The sequence below is a fragment of the Yinghuangia soli genome, from assembly GCF_021502675.1.
In the GTDB taxonomy this organism is placed as follows: Bacteria; Actinomycetota; Actinomycetes; order Streptomycetales; family Streptomycetaceae; genus Yinghuangia; species Yinghuangia soli.
The window spans coordinates 138,641-154,614 of sequence record NZ_JAKFHA010000010.1 but is presented as its reverse complement, the minus strand read 5'-3'; the positions used below and the strand labels follow the sequence as shown (position 1 = coordinate 154,614).

13 protein-coding genes are annotated in these 15,974 nt (G+C 74.2%); 9 read left to right on the top strand and 4 right to left on the bottom strand.

What is annotated here, in order from left to right:
* Positions 1-15: 15 nt before the first annotated feature.
* Positions 16-945: a LysR family transcriptional regulator gene (locus LZ495_RS19015; protein WP_235053524.1), complete on the bottom strand. Its 930-nt coding sequence runs from the start codon at positions 943-945 to the stop codon at positions 16-18.
* A 157-nt stretch (positions 946-1,102) separates the two neighbouring features.
* Here LZ495_RS19015 and LZ495_RS19010 point away from each other — a divergent pair, with 157 nt between their 5' ends.
* Positions 1,103-1,564: a carboxymuconolactone decarboxylase family protein gene (locus tag LZ495_RS19010; RefSeq protein WP_235053522.1), complete on the top strand. Its 462-nt coding sequence runs from the start codon at positions 1,103-1,105 to the stop codon at positions 1,562-1,564.
* Between the two features lie 40 nt (positions 1,565-1,604).
* On the opposite strand, the gene LZ495_RS19005 is transcribed toward LZ495_RS19010, so the two are convergent.
* Positions 1,605-2,123 (bottom strand): hypothetical protein, encoded by a 519-nt coding sequence (locus tag LZ495_RS19005; RefSeq protein WP_235053520.1) that lies wholly within the window; start codon positions 2,121-2,123, stop codon positions 1,605-1,607.
* A gap of 142 nt (positions 2,124-2,265) precedes the next feature.
* On the opposite strand from LZ495_RS19005, the gene LZ495_RS19000 reads away from it, so the two are divergent.
* Together LZ495_RS19000 and LZ495_RS18995 are read left to right on the top strand one after the other, a co-directional pair.
* The gene (locus LZ495_RS19000; RefSeq protein WP_235053518.1) at positions 2,266-2,949 is read left to right on the top strand and encodes a TetR/AcrR family transcriptional regulator C-terminal domain-containing protein; all 684 of its coding nucleotides are present in this window, start codon (positions 2,266-2,268) and stop codon (positions 2,947-2,949) included.
* A 110-nt stretch (positions 2,950-3,059) separates the two neighbouring features.
* On the top strand, positions 3,060-3,575 hold the full coding sequence (locus tag LZ495_RS18995) for a MarR family winged helix-turn-helix transcriptional regulator (protein WP_235053516.1): 516 nt from the start codon (positions 3,060-3,062) through the stop codon (positions 3,573-3,575).
* Positions 3,576-3,675: 100 nt separating this feature from the next.
* Here the strand turns inward: LZ495_RS18995 and LZ495_RS18990 are convergent, their stop codons facing one another.
* Complete coding sequence (locus LZ495_RS18990; protein ID WP_235053514.1) at positions 3,676-4,371, bottom strand: DUF998 domain-containing protein; 696 nt, start codon at positions 4,369-4,371, stop codon at positions 3,676-3,678.
* A 171-nt stretch (positions 4,372-4,542) separates the two neighbouring features.
* Between LZ495_RS18990 and LZ495_RS18985 the strand changes: the two genes are divergently transcribed.
* From LZ495_RS18985 to LZ495_RS18975, 3 genes are all read left to right on the top strand, one after another.
* Entirely contained in the window at positions 4,543-4,866 is a 324-nt protein-coding gene (locus LZ495_RS18985; protein ID WP_235053512.1) for a YciI family protein, read from the top strand.
* Positions 4,867-4,897: 31 nt separating this feature from the next.
* Positions 4,898-6,916 carry a DUF6596 domain-containing protein gene (locus tag LZ495_RS18980; RefSeq protein WP_235053511.1) on the top strand — a complete coding sequence of 673 codons (2,019 nt, stop codon included), beginning with the start codon at positions 4,898-4,900 and terminating at the stop codon, positions 6,914-6,916.
* 185 nt (positions 6,917-7,101) lie between these two features.
* Positions 7,102-7,920 (top strand): SDR family oxidoreductase, encoded by an 819-nt coding sequence (locus tag LZ495_RS18975; protein WP_235053510.1) that lies wholly within the window; start codon positions 7,102-7,104, stop codon positions 7,918-7,920.
* A gap of 66 nt (positions 7,921-7,986) precedes the next feature.
* On the opposite strand, the gene LZ495_RS18970 is transcribed toward LZ495_RS18975, so the two are convergent.
* Positions 7,987-11,433, bottom strand: a complete 3,447-nt coding sequence (locus LZ495_RS18970; protein WP_235053509.1) for an AfsR/SARP family transcriptional regulator — start codon at positions 11,431-11,433, stop codon at positions 7,987-7,989.
* Positions 11,434-11,756: 323 nt separating this feature from the next.
* Between LZ495_RS18970 and LZ495_RS18965 the strand changes: the two genes are divergently transcribed.
* From LZ495_RS18965 to LZ495_RS18955, 3 genes are all read left to right on the top strand, one after another.
* Positions 11,757-13,298: an MFS transporter gene (locus LZ495_RS18965; protein ID WP_235053508.1), complete on the top strand. Its 1,542-nt coding sequence runs from the start codon at positions 11,757-11,759 to the stop codon at positions 13,296-13,298.
* Between the two features lie 184 nt (positions 13,299-13,482).
* Positions 13,483-14,946, top strand: a complete 1,464-nt coding sequence (locus tag LZ495_RS18960) for an MFS transporter (protein ID WP_235053507.1) — start codon at positions 13,483-13,485, stop codon at positions 14,944-14,946.
* Positions 14,947-15,015: 69 nt separating this feature from the next.
* On the top strand, positions 15,016-15,867 hold the full coding sequence (locus tag LZ495_RS18955; protein ID WP_235053506.1) for a Rieske (2Fe-2S) protein: 852 nt from the start codon (positions 15,016-15,018) through the stop codon (positions 15,865-15,867).
* The last annotated feature ends 107 nt before the right edge of the window (positions 15,868-15,974 follow it).

The following is a 15,974-nucleotide window of genomic DNA, read 5'->3' as shown; positions in this document are numbered from 1 at the left end:
TGCTTCGGCGGGCGCTCAGGATTCCTCGGCGGGGCGGCGGTCGGCGTCCGGGTGGACGATGCGGCGGATGCCCAGTTCGCGGGCGAGGCGTACGAACGCGTGCACGTGGGCGCCGTGGTCGGCGGCGGTCCATACGAGGGCCCATTCGGTGCGCGGGGCGTCGCGGAACGGCACGTAGACGACGCCGCAGTACGGGAAGTACCAGGAGACGTGCTCGCCGACCGGGCTGACGATCTGCCCGTCGGCGACGAGGGTGAGCAGTTCCAGCGACGTGCGGACGAACGGCCCGCGGGGGATCAGGCGGCCGCCCGGGGTGGTCCGCGGGAGCATCGCCTCGACCCAGTAGTCGGGCACCGCGTCGCCGAGGTCGAGGACTTGGCGGCCGGCCAGATCCTCGAGCGTGGCGAAGGCCCGGAGCGCGAGGTCGGAGGACGACGGCACGGCCAGCGCCCGGCCCTCGGTCAGCACGACCGGGCCCACCGACAGGTCCGGTTCGCGGACCGGCAGCCAGATCAGCTGGACGTCGATCTCCCCCGCGCGCAAGCGGCCGAACGGGTCCCCGAAGCCGAACTCCACGGACTCGACCTCGCAGTCCGGGTGGCGCTCGCGGAACTCGTCGATCAGGTACCGCATTTCGTTGCCCAGGGCGCCCATGAAGCCGACCCGCAGCGTGCCCCGCAGGCCCTGCCCGTCCGCGCGGGCGCGGGCCAGCGCCCCTTGGACCAGGTCGAAGGCGACGCGCAGGTCCTCGCGCAGCCGGCGGCCGAGCGGGGTCAGCGCGACGGCCCGGCTGCTGCGCTCGAACAGCGGAGCGCCGATCCGGCGTTCCTGCTTCTTGATGACCTGGCTGACCCGGGCCTGGGACACGTGCAGGCGCTCCGCGGTGCGGCCGAAATGCAGTTCCTCGGCGAGCACCAGAAATATCTCGATCTCCCGCAGTTCCACCGCAGGCCCCACCCTTCGATAACTCCACGGTTATTGCTGTACGGCCGGATCGGCCGTTGATCATCCGGACCGCACCCGCCGAGGATCGAGGCATCCGGATCCCCTTTCGGCGGACCCGACTTCACCCCCTCACCCCGCGAATCCCCGGAGGATTTCCATGCAGGCACGGATGAAGAACCCGGCTTTTGTGCTGCCGGACGGCATCAAGGGCATCGGCAGCCTGTTCCGGGCCGTCGAGCAGGGCGGCATCCCCGAAGAACTCCAGGAGCTGATCGGCCTGCGCGCCAGCCAGATCAACGGCTGCAGCGCATGCGTGCACGCGCATGTCCAGAACCTCGCCAAGGCGGGGGCGAGTGCAGAGCGGATCGCCTCCGCGGCCGCATGGCGCGAAGCGCCTTTCTACACCGACGCGGAGCGGGCCGCACTGCGCCTGACCGAGGCCGTCACACGCCTCGCGGACCGGTCCGAAGAGCCGGTGCCCGACGGGCTCTGGGACGAGGTGGCCGACCACTTCGACGAGGAGGAGGTCGCCGCACTGCTGCTGCTGATCGGCGTCACGAACCTGTTCAACCGGCTCAACTCCGCGATCCGGGAACCGGCCGGCACGACCTGGGGCTGACCCGCGGACCGCGTCCGCGGCCTCTCCGGCTGCGGTGGGGTCAGGCGGCGATCGTCGCGGCCAGCGCGACGACCGAGCCGCCGATGACCACGGTGTGCCGGGCGGTCTGCAGGCGGCTCACCCAGCCGGGGAAGCCGTCCTCGGCCGCCTTGAGGAGGGCGGCGACGTCGACGCGGGCGAGCATCGGGTCGCCCTTGCGGGCGAACGCCGCCGTCACCGACTGCACCGCGGTGCGGTTGCTGTAAATGATCAGGAAGTTGCCGACCAGCACGATCGACTGGAACACCCAGGTCAGGATCCGGCCCCAGTCGTTCCCCGCGAGGTTGAGCCCGGCCAGGGCCGCCATGACGGCGGCGACGGTGACGGGGGCGGCGGTCTCGTGGCCGCTCGCGTCGAAGCTCAGCTTGTTGTCGGCGAGCACCGAGACCGGGACGCCCTGGCGCTCCAGCTCGGCCTCGGCGCCGTCTTTCGCGGCGGCGCCGTAGCGGTGCCGGACCACCGGGATGCTCACGAAGGCGAGCCCGACCAGGAGCTGGAGTACCGCGGCCAGAACGTTCATCGAGGGTCTCCTCTGCCGGGCGCAGGGCCTGCGCCGTTCCACTTGCACTTTGTTCAAGTGGATTCTGGACCCCGACTTGCACTTAGTGCAAGTAGTTCTTGAACTTTGTGCAAGTCGGGGCCGTCGGCCTATCGTGGGGCGCATGCCGCGCGACAAGCTGACCCGGGACCAGATCGTCCGCACCGCCTTGGAACTCCTCGACGAGGAGGGCCTGGAAGGCCTCAACATGCGGAGCCTGGGCAAGCGGCTCGACTCGGCCGCGACCGCCGTCTACTGGCACGTGAAGAGCAAGGACAACCTGGTCCTGCTGGTCGCGGACCGGCTGTGGGACGAGGTCGCGCTGCCCGACCTCGACACGGTCGGCTGGCGTACCGCGGCCGGCGCGATGGCAGCGGATCTGCACGCCATGTTCGTCCGGCACCCGTGGCTCGTGCAGGCGCTGGCCTCGCACCTGCTCTACGGCCCGGGCAAGGCCCGGCACGACGACCACAGCCTGGCCGTGTACGAGGCGGCCGGCCTGGAGGGGACCGCGGCGGACCAGGCCGCGGCGGCGGTGTTCATGTACGTCCTGGGCAGCGCCTCGGGCGCCTCCGCGCAGGCCGCGCTGCGGCGGCGCTTCGCCCAGGAGGGCACCGACGGGGACGCCCTGCTCGCCGAGACGGTGGCCCAGGCAGCCGAGATCGCCATGCAGTTCCCGCACCTGCGCAGCCGCATCGAGGCGGCCTCGGGCACCGACTACGCGGCCGCACCGGACCGGAGCTTCGAGTTCGGGCTGCGGGCGCTGCTGGACGGGATCGAGGCGGACCTCGCGGCGGCCCGCGCCTGACCCTGCCTGCCCCCCGCTGCCGCCAGCCCCCTCCCCGCGCGCGTTCCGCCTCGGAAATCATCTTCTACGGGATCATCCCGCAATGGATACTCCCGCGGTATCATTACTGCATGGTTACCGAACCGCACAGCGAGAAGCGGGCCGCCGTGGAACGGCGCGCCCCCGACCTGACCTTCCTCTTCTCGCATGCCGGGCACGTCCTGGCCACCGAGCTGACCGCGCGGCTGGGCGAGATCGACCTCTCCCCGCGCGGGCAGTGTGTGCTGGTGCATGCGCTGGACGGCGAGATGACCCAGATCCAGCTCGCCGAGGCCAGCGCGCTCGACAAGACCACGATGGTGCTGACCGTGGACGAGTTGGAGAAGAAGGGCTTCGCGGAGCGCCGCCCCTCGCCCACCGACCGCCGGGCCCGGATCATCTCGGTGACGGACGACGGGCACGCCAAGGCCGTCGAGGGCCGGCACGTGGTCGACGCGGTGCACAACGACGTCCTCGCCGCGATCCCCGAGGACGAGCGCGAGGCGTTCGTGCGCAACCTCGAACTCCTGGTGCACGGACGCTTGTCCACGCCTGTGGAGGCGGGCCGGCCGGTGCGCCGCGGCGGTCACACGGGCAGCCAGAACTGAGCTTCCGCACCTGCCGGACGCCCGGTCCGGAGTGATCCGGCCGGGCGTCCGCGGCATTTCCTGGCAGGTGGCGCAGGTGTCGTAGGTGTCGCCGGCGTGGTCAGGCGGTGCGGCGGAGGCGGGCGGCGGCCGCGGCCAGCCAGATCAGCATCGAGGAAGCACCGACGGCCAGGACGAGCGCTCCGCCGGACGCGCCGCTCATCGCCCAGGCGTTGCCGACCAGCAGCGCGGTGGCCGCGGTCCGGGAGGCGGCGGCCAGGCCGCGGCGGCCCTGGCGTGCGTAGTGCCGCCCGAGCACGAAACCGGCCGCGATCAGCGCGGCGAAGGTGACGGATCCGGCCGCCATGTGGCCGATCGCATGCCAACTGAGCGTCTCCGGCGGGCCGTCCCGAGTGCCGACCGGGAATCCGTCCGCCGGGTCCATCGTCAGGAGCCCGGCGGCGATCATGCCGAAGCCGGCGGTACGGGCGAGGCGCGGCACCCATACTCCGCCGACCGCACCGGCCAGGGCGCGGCGCAGACCGGTCGCCCCGGCCGCTATGAGGACGCCCGCCACCACGAAGTTCGCGATCTGCACCCAGCCGAGCGACCCGGTGGCCAGCGCGCTGAGCGGGTGCCGGGTCGGCTCGAAGCCCTCCCGGGCGGCCGCCTGGGCCGCGGAGACCGCCACCCACAGAGGACCGGCGACCACGGCGCAGGCGAGCGATGCCGGTGTACCGAAGCGCGGGCCTGCGGCGGCCCGGCGGGCGGCGCCGGAAGCAGCGGCGGCGGGGGCGGGAAGTTGCGTGGTCGCCATGGCGGTGTCCTCCGGGTGTGCGGTGGATGCGGTGTTCGGACTCGCCAAGACGTCGTCCCGCTGATAAGACAGGGAACGACTGCATTCCCTGTCACATGGACCGGGACGACGTGACGGTGCAACCCCGGCACGGCGTCGGGGCCGAGCACCTCGCAGAAACCGGAGAACCCCATGCGCTACCTGATGATGTCCAAGGCCTCCGCGACCGCTCCCGACGAGAAGCTGTTCGCCGAAATGGGTGCCTTCATCGAGGAGTTGACCGCGGCCGGCGTGCTGCTGGCGACCGGCGGCCTGGCCCCGGAAGGCATCCGGCTCGTCTCCTCCGGCGGCGAGCTGACCATCACCGACGGGCCGTTCGCCGAGACCAAGGAGGCCGTGGTCGGCTTCGCGCTGGTCGAGGTGCGCTCCAAGGAGGAGGCCGTCGAGCTGGGCCGCCGCTTCCGCACGATCGTCGGGGACGGCGAGAGCGTGATCCAGGAGGTGTTCGGCCCGTGACCCGGGACCGATCGGCGGTGCCGGGGTGCCGGTGACGGACGTCCACCGCAGCGTCGACGCGATCTGGCGGATGGAGTCGGCCCGGATCATCGCGGCACTCGCCCGCATGGTCCGGGACGTCGGCCTCGCCGAGGAACTGGCCCAGGACGCCCTGGTCGCGGCCCTGGAGCAGTGGCCCGGGCAGGGCGTCCCGGACAACCCGGGCGCTTGGCTCATGCTGGTCGCCAAGCGCCGGGCGGTCGACCGCATCCGGCGCGACCGGCGGCTCGCCGAGACCGGCGCCGAACTGGCCCGCGAGGCGGACCGGGACGCCGGACCGGCGGGCGGGTGGGCCCCGGACACCGCCGACGAGCCGGCCGACCTCCTCCGCCTCATGTTCGTCTCGTGCCACCCGGTGCTGCCCACCGAGTCCCGGGTGGCCCTCACCCTGCGGCTGCTCGGCGGGCTGACCGCGGCCGAGATCGCCCGGGCGTTCCTGACCGTCGAGCCGCTCGTCGCGCGGCGCATCGCGACCGCGAAGCAGACCCTGGCCGACGCCGGGGTCGCCTTCGAACTCCCGGACGGCGCCGAGCTTGCCGACCGCCTGGCGTCGGTCCTCGAAGTCGTCTACCTGATCTTCAACGAGGGCTACTCGGCGACCTCCGGCGACGACCTGATGCGTCCCGGGCTGTGCCTGGAAGCGCTGCGGCTGGGCCGCCTGCTCGCCGACGCCGCCCCGGACGAGGCCGAAGTGCACGGCCTGGTCGCCCTCATGGAGATCCAGGCCTCCCGGGCCGCGGCCCGCACCGGTCCGGGCGGCGAACCCGTACCGCTGCACGCGCAGAACCGCGGTCGCTGGGACCCGCTGCTGATCCGCCGCGGGTTCGCCGCCATGCTCCGGGCCCGGGCCGCGGGCGGGACGGCCGGGCCATACGTGCTGCAGGCCGCGATCGCGGTCTGCCACGCGCAGGCGTCCAGTGCCGAGGAGACCGACTGGCCGCGCATCGCCGGACTGTACGAGGCACTCGTGCGGCTGGTGCCGTCGCCCGTGGTCCGGCTGAACCAGGCGGTCGCGGTGGGCATGGCGGCCGGCCCCGAAGCCGGGCTGGCGCTGACCGAGGAACTCCTCGCCGACCCGGCGCTGCGCGATTACCACTTGCTGCCCGGCGTCCGCGGCGACCTCTTGCTGCGGTCGGGCCGCCGCGAGGAGGCGCGACGCGAGTTCGAACGGGCCGCCGCGCTGACGAAGAACGCGGCGGAACGGGACTTCCTGCTGCGCCGCGCGGCCTCGGTGCCGGCCGGAGCGCCGGGCACCCGGGACCAGGGACCCACGCTCGGGGAGGCAGCGCAGGCGTTCCTGGCGCGCGAGGAACTCCCGCCTGCCACCGCCCGCTCGTACGGCCAGACGCTGCAGCGCCTGCGCCTGGCACTGGGCGACGGCCTGCCGGTGGCCGCCATGACCGCGGACCAGGTGGCGGGCGTGTTCCGCACCGCCTGGGGCAGCGCCGCGGCGGCGACGTGGAACCGGCATCGGGCCGCGGTCGGGTCGTTCGGCGCCTGGGCCGAAGTCCCGCACCTGGACGCCCGGCTCGTGCGGCGGCGCGACAACTCGTCCAGGAGGAAAGGAACTTCCTCGGCTGGAGCCGCGGGTCCCGGGGAACCCCCAGGCGGTTCCGACGTCCTGCGGCGGGCTCTGCAGGAATCCGCCTTGCGCGAGCGCGCGCTGTGGACGCTCCTGCGGGAGTCGGAGGCCGCGGTGTCGGCCGTGCTCGGCCTCAACGTGGAGGATCTGGACGTGGCCGACCGCCGCGCGCTGCCCGGCACTTCGGGCCGGCACCGGGTGGCGTGGCGGTCCTCGGCGGCCGCGCTGCTGGCGGAACTCGTCGGCGCGCGCACCAGCGGGCCGCTGTTCCTTTCCGACCGGCGTCCGGGTCCGGCCCGCCTGCGCACGCTGGGCGCACGCGACATCTGCCCGCACACCGGCCGCGGGCGGCTGTCGTACGAACGCGCGGAGTACCTCTGCAAGACCACGACCGGGCTCACCCTGCGGCAACTGCGCGCCACGGGCTGACGCCGCGAACCTTCCGCCTGCGCAGGCCGCCGCGGCCCCAGGCGAGAGCCCTGCCGGAAATTCCTCGGCAGTGCCCGTCACATCTCCGGGCCGGGCTCCGTCAATGCTTCGACAGCGCAGAACGGAAGCGGGAAGGCCCCGGGAAACGGGGCCGGCCCGCCGGACACACCGACGGAGAACCGGACATGCCGCAGAACACGCAGGACCCGCAGACCGCGCAGGCCGCGCAGGCCGTCCAGCCGAAGAAGATCGCCGTGGCGGGCGCGACCGGCCGCCTGGGCAGCCACGTGGCCCGCATCCTTCGCGAGCAGGGACACGACGTCGTGGCGATCTCGCGGTCCGCCGGGATCGACGTGGTGACCGGCGAGGGCCTCGCCGACGCCCTTGCCGGAGTGGACATCGTGATCGACACCGCGAGCACGCCGTCGCCGGACGAGCAGGACGCCATCGCGTTCTTCACCGCCTCGGCGCGCAACCTGCACGAGTACGGCGCCGCGGCGGGCGTCGAGCGCATCGTGTCGGTCTCGATCATCGGCATCGACGCATCGGAGGGCGGCTACAACCTCGCCAAGGTCGCGCACGAGAAGGCCCTGGCCGGCGGGCCGCTCCCGGTCCAGATCCTGCGCGCAGCGCAGTTCCACGAGTTCGTCGAGCTGCTGGTGAGCTGGGGACGCCAGGGCGGCACCGCGTACGTCCCGGTCATGCGCACCCAGCTGGTGGCCTGCTCGGCGGTCGCGCAGGCCCTTGTGGACCTGGCGAACGGCCCGGCGCCCGCGGCCGGTTCGACCCGCATGCCGTTCCCGGAGATCGCCGGACCGCGCGAGGAGAGCCTCGCCAAAGCCGCCCGGCTCGTGTTCGCGCACCGCGGCGAGGCCGTGGAGGTGGTCGAGGTCAGCGACCCGAACACCCCGGACCGCAAGCTGCTGGAGAGCGGCGCCCTGCTCCCGGGTGCGGACGCCCTGCTCGCCGGACCGGCGTTCGCCGACTGGCTGGCCGCTTCCTGACCCCCGTCCCCGCGCTGTCGGGGCGCGGGGACGGGCCCCGGGAGCGGTCCCAGGGGGCGCGGAGGTTCAGCCGAACGGCAGTTCGCGGACGATGCCGTCCGGGGACTCGGCGCGGCCGGAGGCGAGCAGGCGGTCGAACTCCGTTTTGCCGAGGGCGGCCTGGGCGGCCGCGGTGATGCGGTCGAGGTCGCCGCTCTCGGCCTTGGCGAGCGGCACGCCGACCGACTCCCGGGCGGCCGCCGCGCTGCCGAGCAGGCGGGCGGCGTGCGCGTACCCCCCGGCCAGCGCTTCCGCACCGGCCAGGCCTTCCAAGGCGAGGGCCAGCGAGCGGGGGTCGCCGGTGGCCCGCGCGGCGTCGTACCCCTCGCGCTGCAGGCGGCGGGCCTCGCCGGCGTCGCCGCGCTGTTCGGCGATGAAGCCCAACTCGGCCATCACCAGGGCGATGCCGAGTTCGCCGTACACGTCGCGCAGCCAGTCCAGCCACTTGAGCAGGTGCGCCTCGGCGTCGTCCAGCCGCCCTTGGCGCCGGGCGCTGAGGGCCAGGCCGATCTCGGCGAACTGCTCGCCGCGCTTGTGCGCGTGCTCGACGGCCAGCAGCCTTCCGCGCTCGTGGAGGATGTCGGCGTTGGCGTAGTCGTGGGTCAGCAGGGCGATCCGCCCGAGGCCCGACCACTTGTACGAGGCGTCCGTCCACAGGCCGAGTTCCTCGGCCATCCGCAGCCCGTCGCGGTATTCGCGGGCGGCTCCTTCGTAGTCCTCGGTGATCTCGGCGACCATGGCCAGCGTCTCGCCGACCCGCAACTGGCCCCAGCGGTCGCCCAGTTCACGGAATATGCGGAGACTGGCCGTGGCCTGCCGGGTGGCGAGAGGGAGATCGCCGCGGATGAAGGCGTGCCCGGCGAGGACGGACAGCGACGCGGCCGTGCCCCAGCGGTCGTCGAGCGTCTCGAACAGCGCCAGCGCGCGGCCGACGCGTTCGTGGTTGCCGTCCAGGTCGCCCGAGCCGTACAGGGTGAAGGCCAGCAGCCACAGGGCGTTCGCCTGGTCGCGCGGCGAGGCGATGGACTCCGCGACGGTGACGGCATGTTCCGCGAGGACCAGGCCGTCGGGCGCGCCCGAGTGCAGGGCGTAGGCGGCGCGCCAGACCACGGTCATCGCACGCAGTTCGGGGGCGGCACCGGTGTCCGGGACGGCCAGGGCGGCGTCCAGCGAGCGCCGGGCCTCGCCGAGCCGGCCGCGTAGGAGCCAGTACCAACCGAGACCGGTGGCCAGGCGCAGCGCCGACGTCGCGTCGCCGTGCCGGGCCGCCGCCTCCAGCGCGTTGCGCAGGTTGGCCGTCTCCGTGTCGAGGCGCTCCAGCCACTGGCGCTGGGTGTGGTCGCGCAGGTGCGGCGCGGCGGTCTCGGCGAGTTCGGTGTAGTACGCGGTGTGCCGCCGCCACACGGCGGCCGTCTCGCCGGCCTCGTCGAGGCGTTCGAGGCAGTACGCGGCCACCGACTCCAGCAGCCGGTAGCGGATGCCGGCGCCGGGGGCCGGTTCGGCGGCCACGACGAGGGAGCGGTCGACCAGCCGGGCGAGCAGGTCCAGGACGTCCGCTTCGGGGACGCCGGTCCCGGGGGCAGCCGATCCGGTATCGCCGGCCGCGGGGGCCTCGGTGGCGAGGACGCCGCCGCAGATGCGCTCCGCGGCGTCGAGTGTGCAGCCTTCGGCCTGGGTGGCCAGGCGCCGCAGCACCACGCGCTCGGGTTCGCCGAGGAGTTCCCAGCTCCAGTCGATGATCGAACGCAGGGTCTGCTGGCGCGCGGGCGCGTTGCGGCGGCCCGCGGCGAGCACCCGGAAGCGGTCGTCGAGGCGCTCGGCGAGATCGCGTACGCCCAGCACCCGCACCCGGGTGGCGGCGAGTTCCAGGGCGAGGGGCAGTCCGTCGAGGCGGCGGCAGATTGCCGCGACCGCGGACACGTCCGCGGCGTCCAGCCGGAACCCGGGTGCGGCAGCGGCCGCGCGGGCCAGGAACAGGCGTACCGCATCGGAGCGCCCGAGTTCCGCCAGATCGCGGACGTCCGCCTCGGGCAGTGCCAAGGCACCCACGGCGTAGACGAGTTCGCCGTCGATGCCGAGCGGCTCCTGGCTGGTGGCCAGCAGGTGCAGTCCGGGAACCCGGCCGAGCAGGAGTGCGGCGAGATCGGCGACCGGGTCGACCACGTGCTCGCAGTTGTCGAGGACGATCAGGATCTGCTTGTCCTGGAGAGCCGTGACGAGCCCGTCCATCGGGTCGGCGGACGAGGGCGTGCGGGACGCCCGGGTCCGGGTGTCGTCGCGCATGCCGAGGGCGGCGGCCACGGCGGTGGCGATGTCCGCGGCCGGAACCTGGGCTCCGGCGCGCGCGGAGCGGTCGAGGCCGGCCAGTTCGACCAGCCATGTGCCGTCCGGGAAGGCGTCGGCGGCATCGCCCGCGGCGGCCAGCGCGAGGCGGGTCTTGCCGACGCCGCCGGGGCCGGTGAGGGTCACCAGGCGCGCGGCGGAGCCTTCGGCGTCCGCATCGGCGTCGGGGGCGGCGGGTGCCACCAGGCTGCGTACCGCGGCGCGGTCGGCCGAGCGGCCGACGAGGCCGGTGAGCGGCGCGGGGAGATTGCCGCGCGCGCGGGGCGGTGCGGTGCGGGCGGCCGTCTCGGGGAGCGATGCCGCTCCCGGTTCGCGGACGGGTGCCGGGGCCGGGGCGGCGGCCGGGGACATGGGGGCGGCCGGGGCCGGCACCTGCGGCGCGTCCAGGGCCGGGTCCTGTTCCAGGATCGCCTGGTAGAGCGCGGCCAGGCCGGGGCCGGGGTCCACGCCCAGTTCGTCGGCCAGGCGTTCGCGGAGCGCCGCATACCGCTCCAGCGCCTCGCTCTGGCGGCCCGCCCGGTACAGCGCACGTATGTACGTGGCGTGCAGGCGCTCGCGCAGCGGGTGCTCGGCGGCCAGGTCGGCGAGTTCGCCGGCCAGCACGTGGTGCTCGCCGAGTCCGAGCCGCGCCTCGGCAAGTTCCTCCAGCGCGACCAGCCGCAGCTCCTCCAGCCGCCGGCTCGCGGACCGGGCGAACTCGGCGTCCGCGAAGTCGGCGTACGCCGCGCCCCGCCACAGCCCGAGCGCGCGGCCCAGCAGCGCCGTCCTGGCCTGCGGATCAGCGGTGCCGCGGGCCTGCGCGCAGAGGTCTTCGAAGAGCAGCGCGTCGACCGCGTCGCGGGCCGTCGCCAGCAGGTAGCCGGGGGCGCGCGACACGACGAGTTCCCGGGCACCCGGCTCGGCCGCCTCCAGTGTGCGGCGCAGCTGCCACACCTTGGTCTGCAGCGCCGGACCGGGCCGGCCCGGCAGGTCCTCGCCCCACAGGTCGTCGAGCAGCCGGTCGACGGCGACCGGGCGGCCGGCATGCACCACGAGGTCGGCCAGCAGCGCCCTGACCTTGGGTTCGCCGACGGAGACCGGGGTGCCCGCGGTGGTCCGCACCTCCAGCGGACCCAGGACTCCGAAACGCATGGCAGCACCGTAGCCCAGCGCCCGTGAGTGCCGCGGAGAGCGCCGTGAGCGGACCGTGAGCCCGCCGAGAGGGGCCCGCCGGAAGGTGGTCCCCAGGAAGCCGGACGGCCGCCGGACCGGCGGCCGGCACAGGCGCCCGGCGGACCTACGGCAGGCCCGGCAGGCACCCGGCAGGCACCGAAGGAAGCGAGGCCCGCATGGCCCCCACGGACCGCAAGGACAGCACGGGCCGCGGGGGTCATGCAGACCTCCCGGACCGCACACCCGCCGACCGGACCCGCACCCGCCGCGACGACGCGGCGGCCCACTCCACGGAGACCAGGATGAGGAACACCGACGCCGCCCGCCCGGCCGCCGGACCGCCGGCCCGACCGGCCGGCACCGCACGGCCCCACTCCCCCGCCGGACCGCCCGATGCCCGCAGATGGAAGGCGCTGACGCTGCTGGTCATGTCGTTCTTCATGGTCATCGTCGACTCGCAGATCGTCATGCTGGCGCTGCCCGCGATGGAGTCCGACCTCGGCTTCGCGGCGGGCGACGTGCAGTGGGTGATGAGCGCGTACCTGCTCAGCTTCGGCGGCCTGCTGATGTTCGGCGGCCGCACGGCCGACCTGCTCGGCGGCCGGCGCATGTTCATGGTCGGCACCGCGCTGTTCGGCATCGCGTCGGTCCTGTGCGGCCTCGCGGTGAACTCCGAGATGCTGATCGGGGCGCGCATCCTGCAGGGCGCCGCGGCGGCGATCATGACGCCGACCGCGATGGCCGTCCTCATGCACACCTTCGCCGAGGGCCCGGAGCGCAACAAGGCACTCGGCATCTGGACCGGCATCGGCGCGTTCGGCGCCACCGCCGCGCTGCTCATCGGCGGTCCGATCACCGACGGCCTGGGCTGGGAGTGGATCTTCTACATCAACGTGCCGGTGGTCGCCGCCGTGCTGCTGCTCGGCCCGAAGGTGCTGCGTGAGACCCCGGTCGCACCGGGCCGCAAGAACTTCGACCCGGCCGGGGCGATCACCATCACCGCGGCGATCGCGGCGCTGGTGTACGCCGTCGTGGACGCCCCGGAGGCCGGCTGGACATCCGGCCGCACGCTCGGCCTGCTGGCCGCCTCCGCGGTCCTGCTCGCGGTCTTCGCGGCGATCGAGAACCGCTCCAAGGCCCCGCTCGTCCCGCTGCGCGTCTTCAAGTCGCCGACCCTCGTGGGCGGCAACATCCTGATGCTCATCGTGGCAATGGCGGTGTACGGCGGCGCGCTCATCACGTCGCTGTACGCCCAGCAGGTCCTCGGGTACAGCGCGGTCAAGTTCGGCCTGAGCACCGCGATCTACGCCCTCATGTCGATCGTCGGCGCCAACATCAGCGCCCGGCTGGTCGCCAGGATCGGCTACAAGCCGATCGCCATCGTCGGCATGTCGCTGCTCACCGGCGGCCTGCTGCTGCTCACGCAGATCGATGCGAACGGCGGCTACTGGAGCGACCTGTTCTTCGGCCTGGTCATCTTCGGCACCGGCATCGGCAGCACCAACGTCGCGGCGTCGATCGCCTCGCTCACCGGCGCCAAGCCGGAGGAGTCCGGCCTCGTCTCGGGCATCAACAACGCGGTCTTCCAGATCGGTGCCGCGCTCGGCATCGCCATCGCCTCGTCGGTCGCCCTGGCGCAGACCACCGGCACCACGCCGGAGGGCCTCACGGACGGCTTCCAGGCCGGCTTCCTGGCCACCGCGGTCTTCGCCGCCGTGGGCCTGGCCACCGCGCTGCTCCTGCTGCTGGTCCGCGGCAAGTCCGCGAACGCCGAGGTCGCGGAAGGCGGGGAGGGCTCCGGCGACACCGCGGGCTCCGCGCCGAAGGTCTCGGTCATGCACTGAGCCGGAACCGGCCCGGACCGGAGGCGGCACACCGCACCCGGCCCCTGGAGGGGGTGGCCCTCGGCAACAGCCGGGGCCACCCCCTTTCGCTTCGCCCCTTTCGCTGCCCTTCGGATTTCCGCTTCTGCCTTCCCGCTTCCTTCTTCCTTCTTCCTCATTCCCGGCTTGCCTCGGAGGTCCGTTCATGTCGTTGCTCGCGCCCGAACGGCCGGTGCGCACGCACCTCGCCGACCCCCCGGCGCGGCCGCGCAGCCGCTGGGCCGCGCTGCCGGTCCTGCTCGTCGCGGTGTTCATGACGACGCTGGACTTCTTCATCGTCAATGCCGCGGGCCCCGCGGCGCGGCGCGACCTGGACGCCGGGGCCACCGCGATGCAGACGGTCCTGATCGGCTACGGAATGGCGTACGCCGCAGGCCTGATCACCGCGGGCCGGCTCGGCGACCTGTACGGCCCGCGCCGGGTGTTCGCGGCGGGACTGGCGCTGTTCACCGCGGCCTCGGCGGCCTGCGGGCTCGCCCCCGACGCGGAGTTCCTCGTCGGCGCGCGCATCGTCCAGGGCCTCGCCGCCGCCCTGATGGGGCCTCAGGTGCTTGCGCTGCTCGGCACGTTGTTCCCCGGTGCGGACCGGGCCCGGGCATTCGCCTGGTACGGCGCGACGGTCGGGCTGGCCGGGACCGGCGGCCAGGTCGTGGGCGGCCTGCTGGTCGCGGTCGACCCGGCCGGGCTGGGCTGGCGTACCTGCTTCCTGGTCAACATCCCGCTGGGCGCCGCCGCGCTCCTGTTCGCCCCTGCGGTGCTGCCGCGCGGGGAGCGCTCCGTACCGGACCGGAACGGCCTCGACCTGCTCGGCGCCGCGCTGGCCGCGGCCGGGCTGATCGCCGTCGTCCTGCCGCTGGCCGCCGCTCCCGAGGCCGGGACGTCCTGGTGGACGTGGCCGGTACTGGCCTCGGCCGTACCGCTGTTCGCCGCCTTCGCCGCGCAGCAGCGGCGCCGGACGGCCGCCGGACGCGGGCTGCTCGTCGACCCCGCGGTGTTCCGCGAGCGCGGGTTCGCGGCCGGACTGCTGTGCATCGCCTTGCTGTTCGGGGCCTCCGCGGGACTGACGTCGGTGCTCGCGGTCGGCCTGCAGGACGGCGCCGGGCTGTCGCCGCTCGCCGCGGGAGCGATATGCACGGCACTCAACGCCGGGTTCTTCGCCACCTCGATGCACACCGGCCGGCTCACCGGGCGGCTCGGCAGCCGGCTCCCGCTGATCGGCGCGGCCGTCCTCGCCGCCGGCCTGGCGGCCACGGGGTGGGCCGCGCCCGCGACCGGGACGTCCGTACCGCTCGGGCTGATCGCCGGGCTCGCGGTCACCGGCGCGGGCATGGGCCTGCTCATGGCCCCGCTCACCGCCGCAGCCCTGGTAGGCGTGCGCACCCGGCTTTCCGGTACGGCGGCCGCCGTCCTCGGCACCGTCCAGGAAGTGGCCGGCGCCCTGGGCATCGCGGTGACCGGCCTGGTCTTCCACCAGACCCTCGGCGCGGGCCTCCCGGCCGCGGGCGATCCGCGGTGGACCACCGCCTTCCGAGCCGCGTCCGTCCTGCTGGTCCTCGCCGCATCGGCGATAGCGGCCGTCCACATCCGCGCTCGGGCCGTCCGGGACTGACGGACCGGATGCGCGCCCGGGGTGCAGGGCGGGCCGCATGCCGGCCGCTCTTGCGGGCAGCGCCTGGACATGGGCATCACGGCGATCACCACACGTCTGGAACGCACCCGGAGCCTCGACCGGCCTGCGGCTCTGCTGCAGGCGCTGTCCGGGCGGGTGCCGGAGGGCCGGGTGCGGGACACCCTGCACGGGGTTCCGCTCGGGCACCCGCTGCACCCGGTGCTGGTCCAGGTGCCGGTCGGGACATGGGCTTCCGCGTCGGTGCTGGACTTCGTGCCGCGTACCGGACCCGCGTCGGCCGCGCTGATCGCGGTCGGCCTGGGCGCCGCGGTGCCGGCCGCGGCGGCAGGGGCTGTCGATCTCGCGGCCACCGGGAAGGAACAGCAGCGCGTCGGCGTGGCCCACATGGTGTGCAACAGCATCGGCCTGGGCCTGTACACGGCCTCGCTGCTCGCCCGGCTGCGCCGGCGGCCCGTCCGCGGGCGGCTCCTGGCACTCGCCGGCCTCGCCGCGGTGGGTGCGGGCGGCTTTTTGGGCGGACACCTGGCGTACCGGCAGGCCACCGGCGCCGACCGCACCGCCTCCCTCCGCGCGGCCTTGGACGACCGGTGGCACTCCTTGGGGCGGCTCGCCGACCTGCCCGAGGGCAAACCGGTCGAGCACCTCATCGGCGAGACCGCTCTGGTGGTGGTCCGCCGCAGCGGCGGTGCGGATGTGCTGGCCGGACGCTGCGCGCACCTGTCCGGGCCGCTGTGGGAAGGGGCCGCGGACGACGGCTGCGTCACCTGCCCGTGGCACGGCAGCACCTTCCGCCTCGCGGACGGCGCGGTCGTGCGCGGGCCGGCCACCGCCCCCCAGCCGGTCTTCGAGACGCGCGTCGACGGCGGCGAACTCCTCGCACGCTTCCGACCCGCCCCCTGACGCCGACCGGCGCGGCAGCCGCGGCGGAGAAAACCGCCCGGCCGGTCCCGGGATCCGCCTGCGGATGTGAGAACGTGATCGCCGACCTGAACAGGGGGCGTAGGTGT

Coding starts and splice junctions, on each gene's coding strand:
- LZ495_RS19010 (WP_235053522.1), top strand. CDS start 1,103: ATGCAGGCACGGATGAAGAACCCGGCTTTTGTGCTGCCGGACGGCATC.
- LZ495_RS19005 (WP_235053520.1), bottom strand. CDS start 2,123: ATGAACGTTCTGGCCGCGGTACTCCAGCTCCTGGTCGGGCTCGCCTTC.
- LZ495_RS19000 (WP_235053518.1), top strand. CDS start 2,266: ATGCCGCGCGACAAGCTGACCCGGGACCAGATCGTCCGCACCGCCTTG.
- LZ495_RS18995 (WP_235053516.1), top strand. CDS start 3,060: ATGGTTACCGAACCGCACAGCGAGAAGCGGGCCGCCGTGGAACGGCGC.
- LZ495_RS18990 (WP_235053514.1), bottom strand. CDS start 4,371: ATGGCGACCACGCAACTTCCCGCCCCCGCCGCCGCTGCTTCCGGCGCC.
- LZ495_RS18985 (WP_235053512.1), top strand. CDS start 4,543: ATGCGCTACCTGATGATGTCCAAGGCCTCCGCGACCGCTCCCGACGAG.
- LZ495_RS18975 (WP_235053510.1), top strand. CDS start 7,102: ATGCCGCAGAACACGCAGGACCCGCAGACCGCGCAGGCCGCGCAGGCC.
- LZ495_RS18970 (WP_235053509.1), bottom strand. CDS start 11,433: ATGCGTTTCGGAGTCCTGGGTCCGCTGGAGGTGCGGACCACCGCGGGC.
- LZ495_RS18965 (WP_235053508.1), top strand. CDS start 11,757: ATGAGGAACACCGACGCCGCCCGCCCGGCCGCCGGACCGCCGGCCCGA.
- LZ495_RS18960 (WP_235053507.1), top strand. CDS start 13,483: ATGTCGTTGCTCGCGCCCGAACGGCCGGTGCGCACGCACCTCGCCGAC.
- LZ495_RS18955 (WP_235053506.1), top strand. CDS start 15,016: ATGGGCATCACGGCGATCACCACACGTCTGGAACGCACCCGGAGCCTC.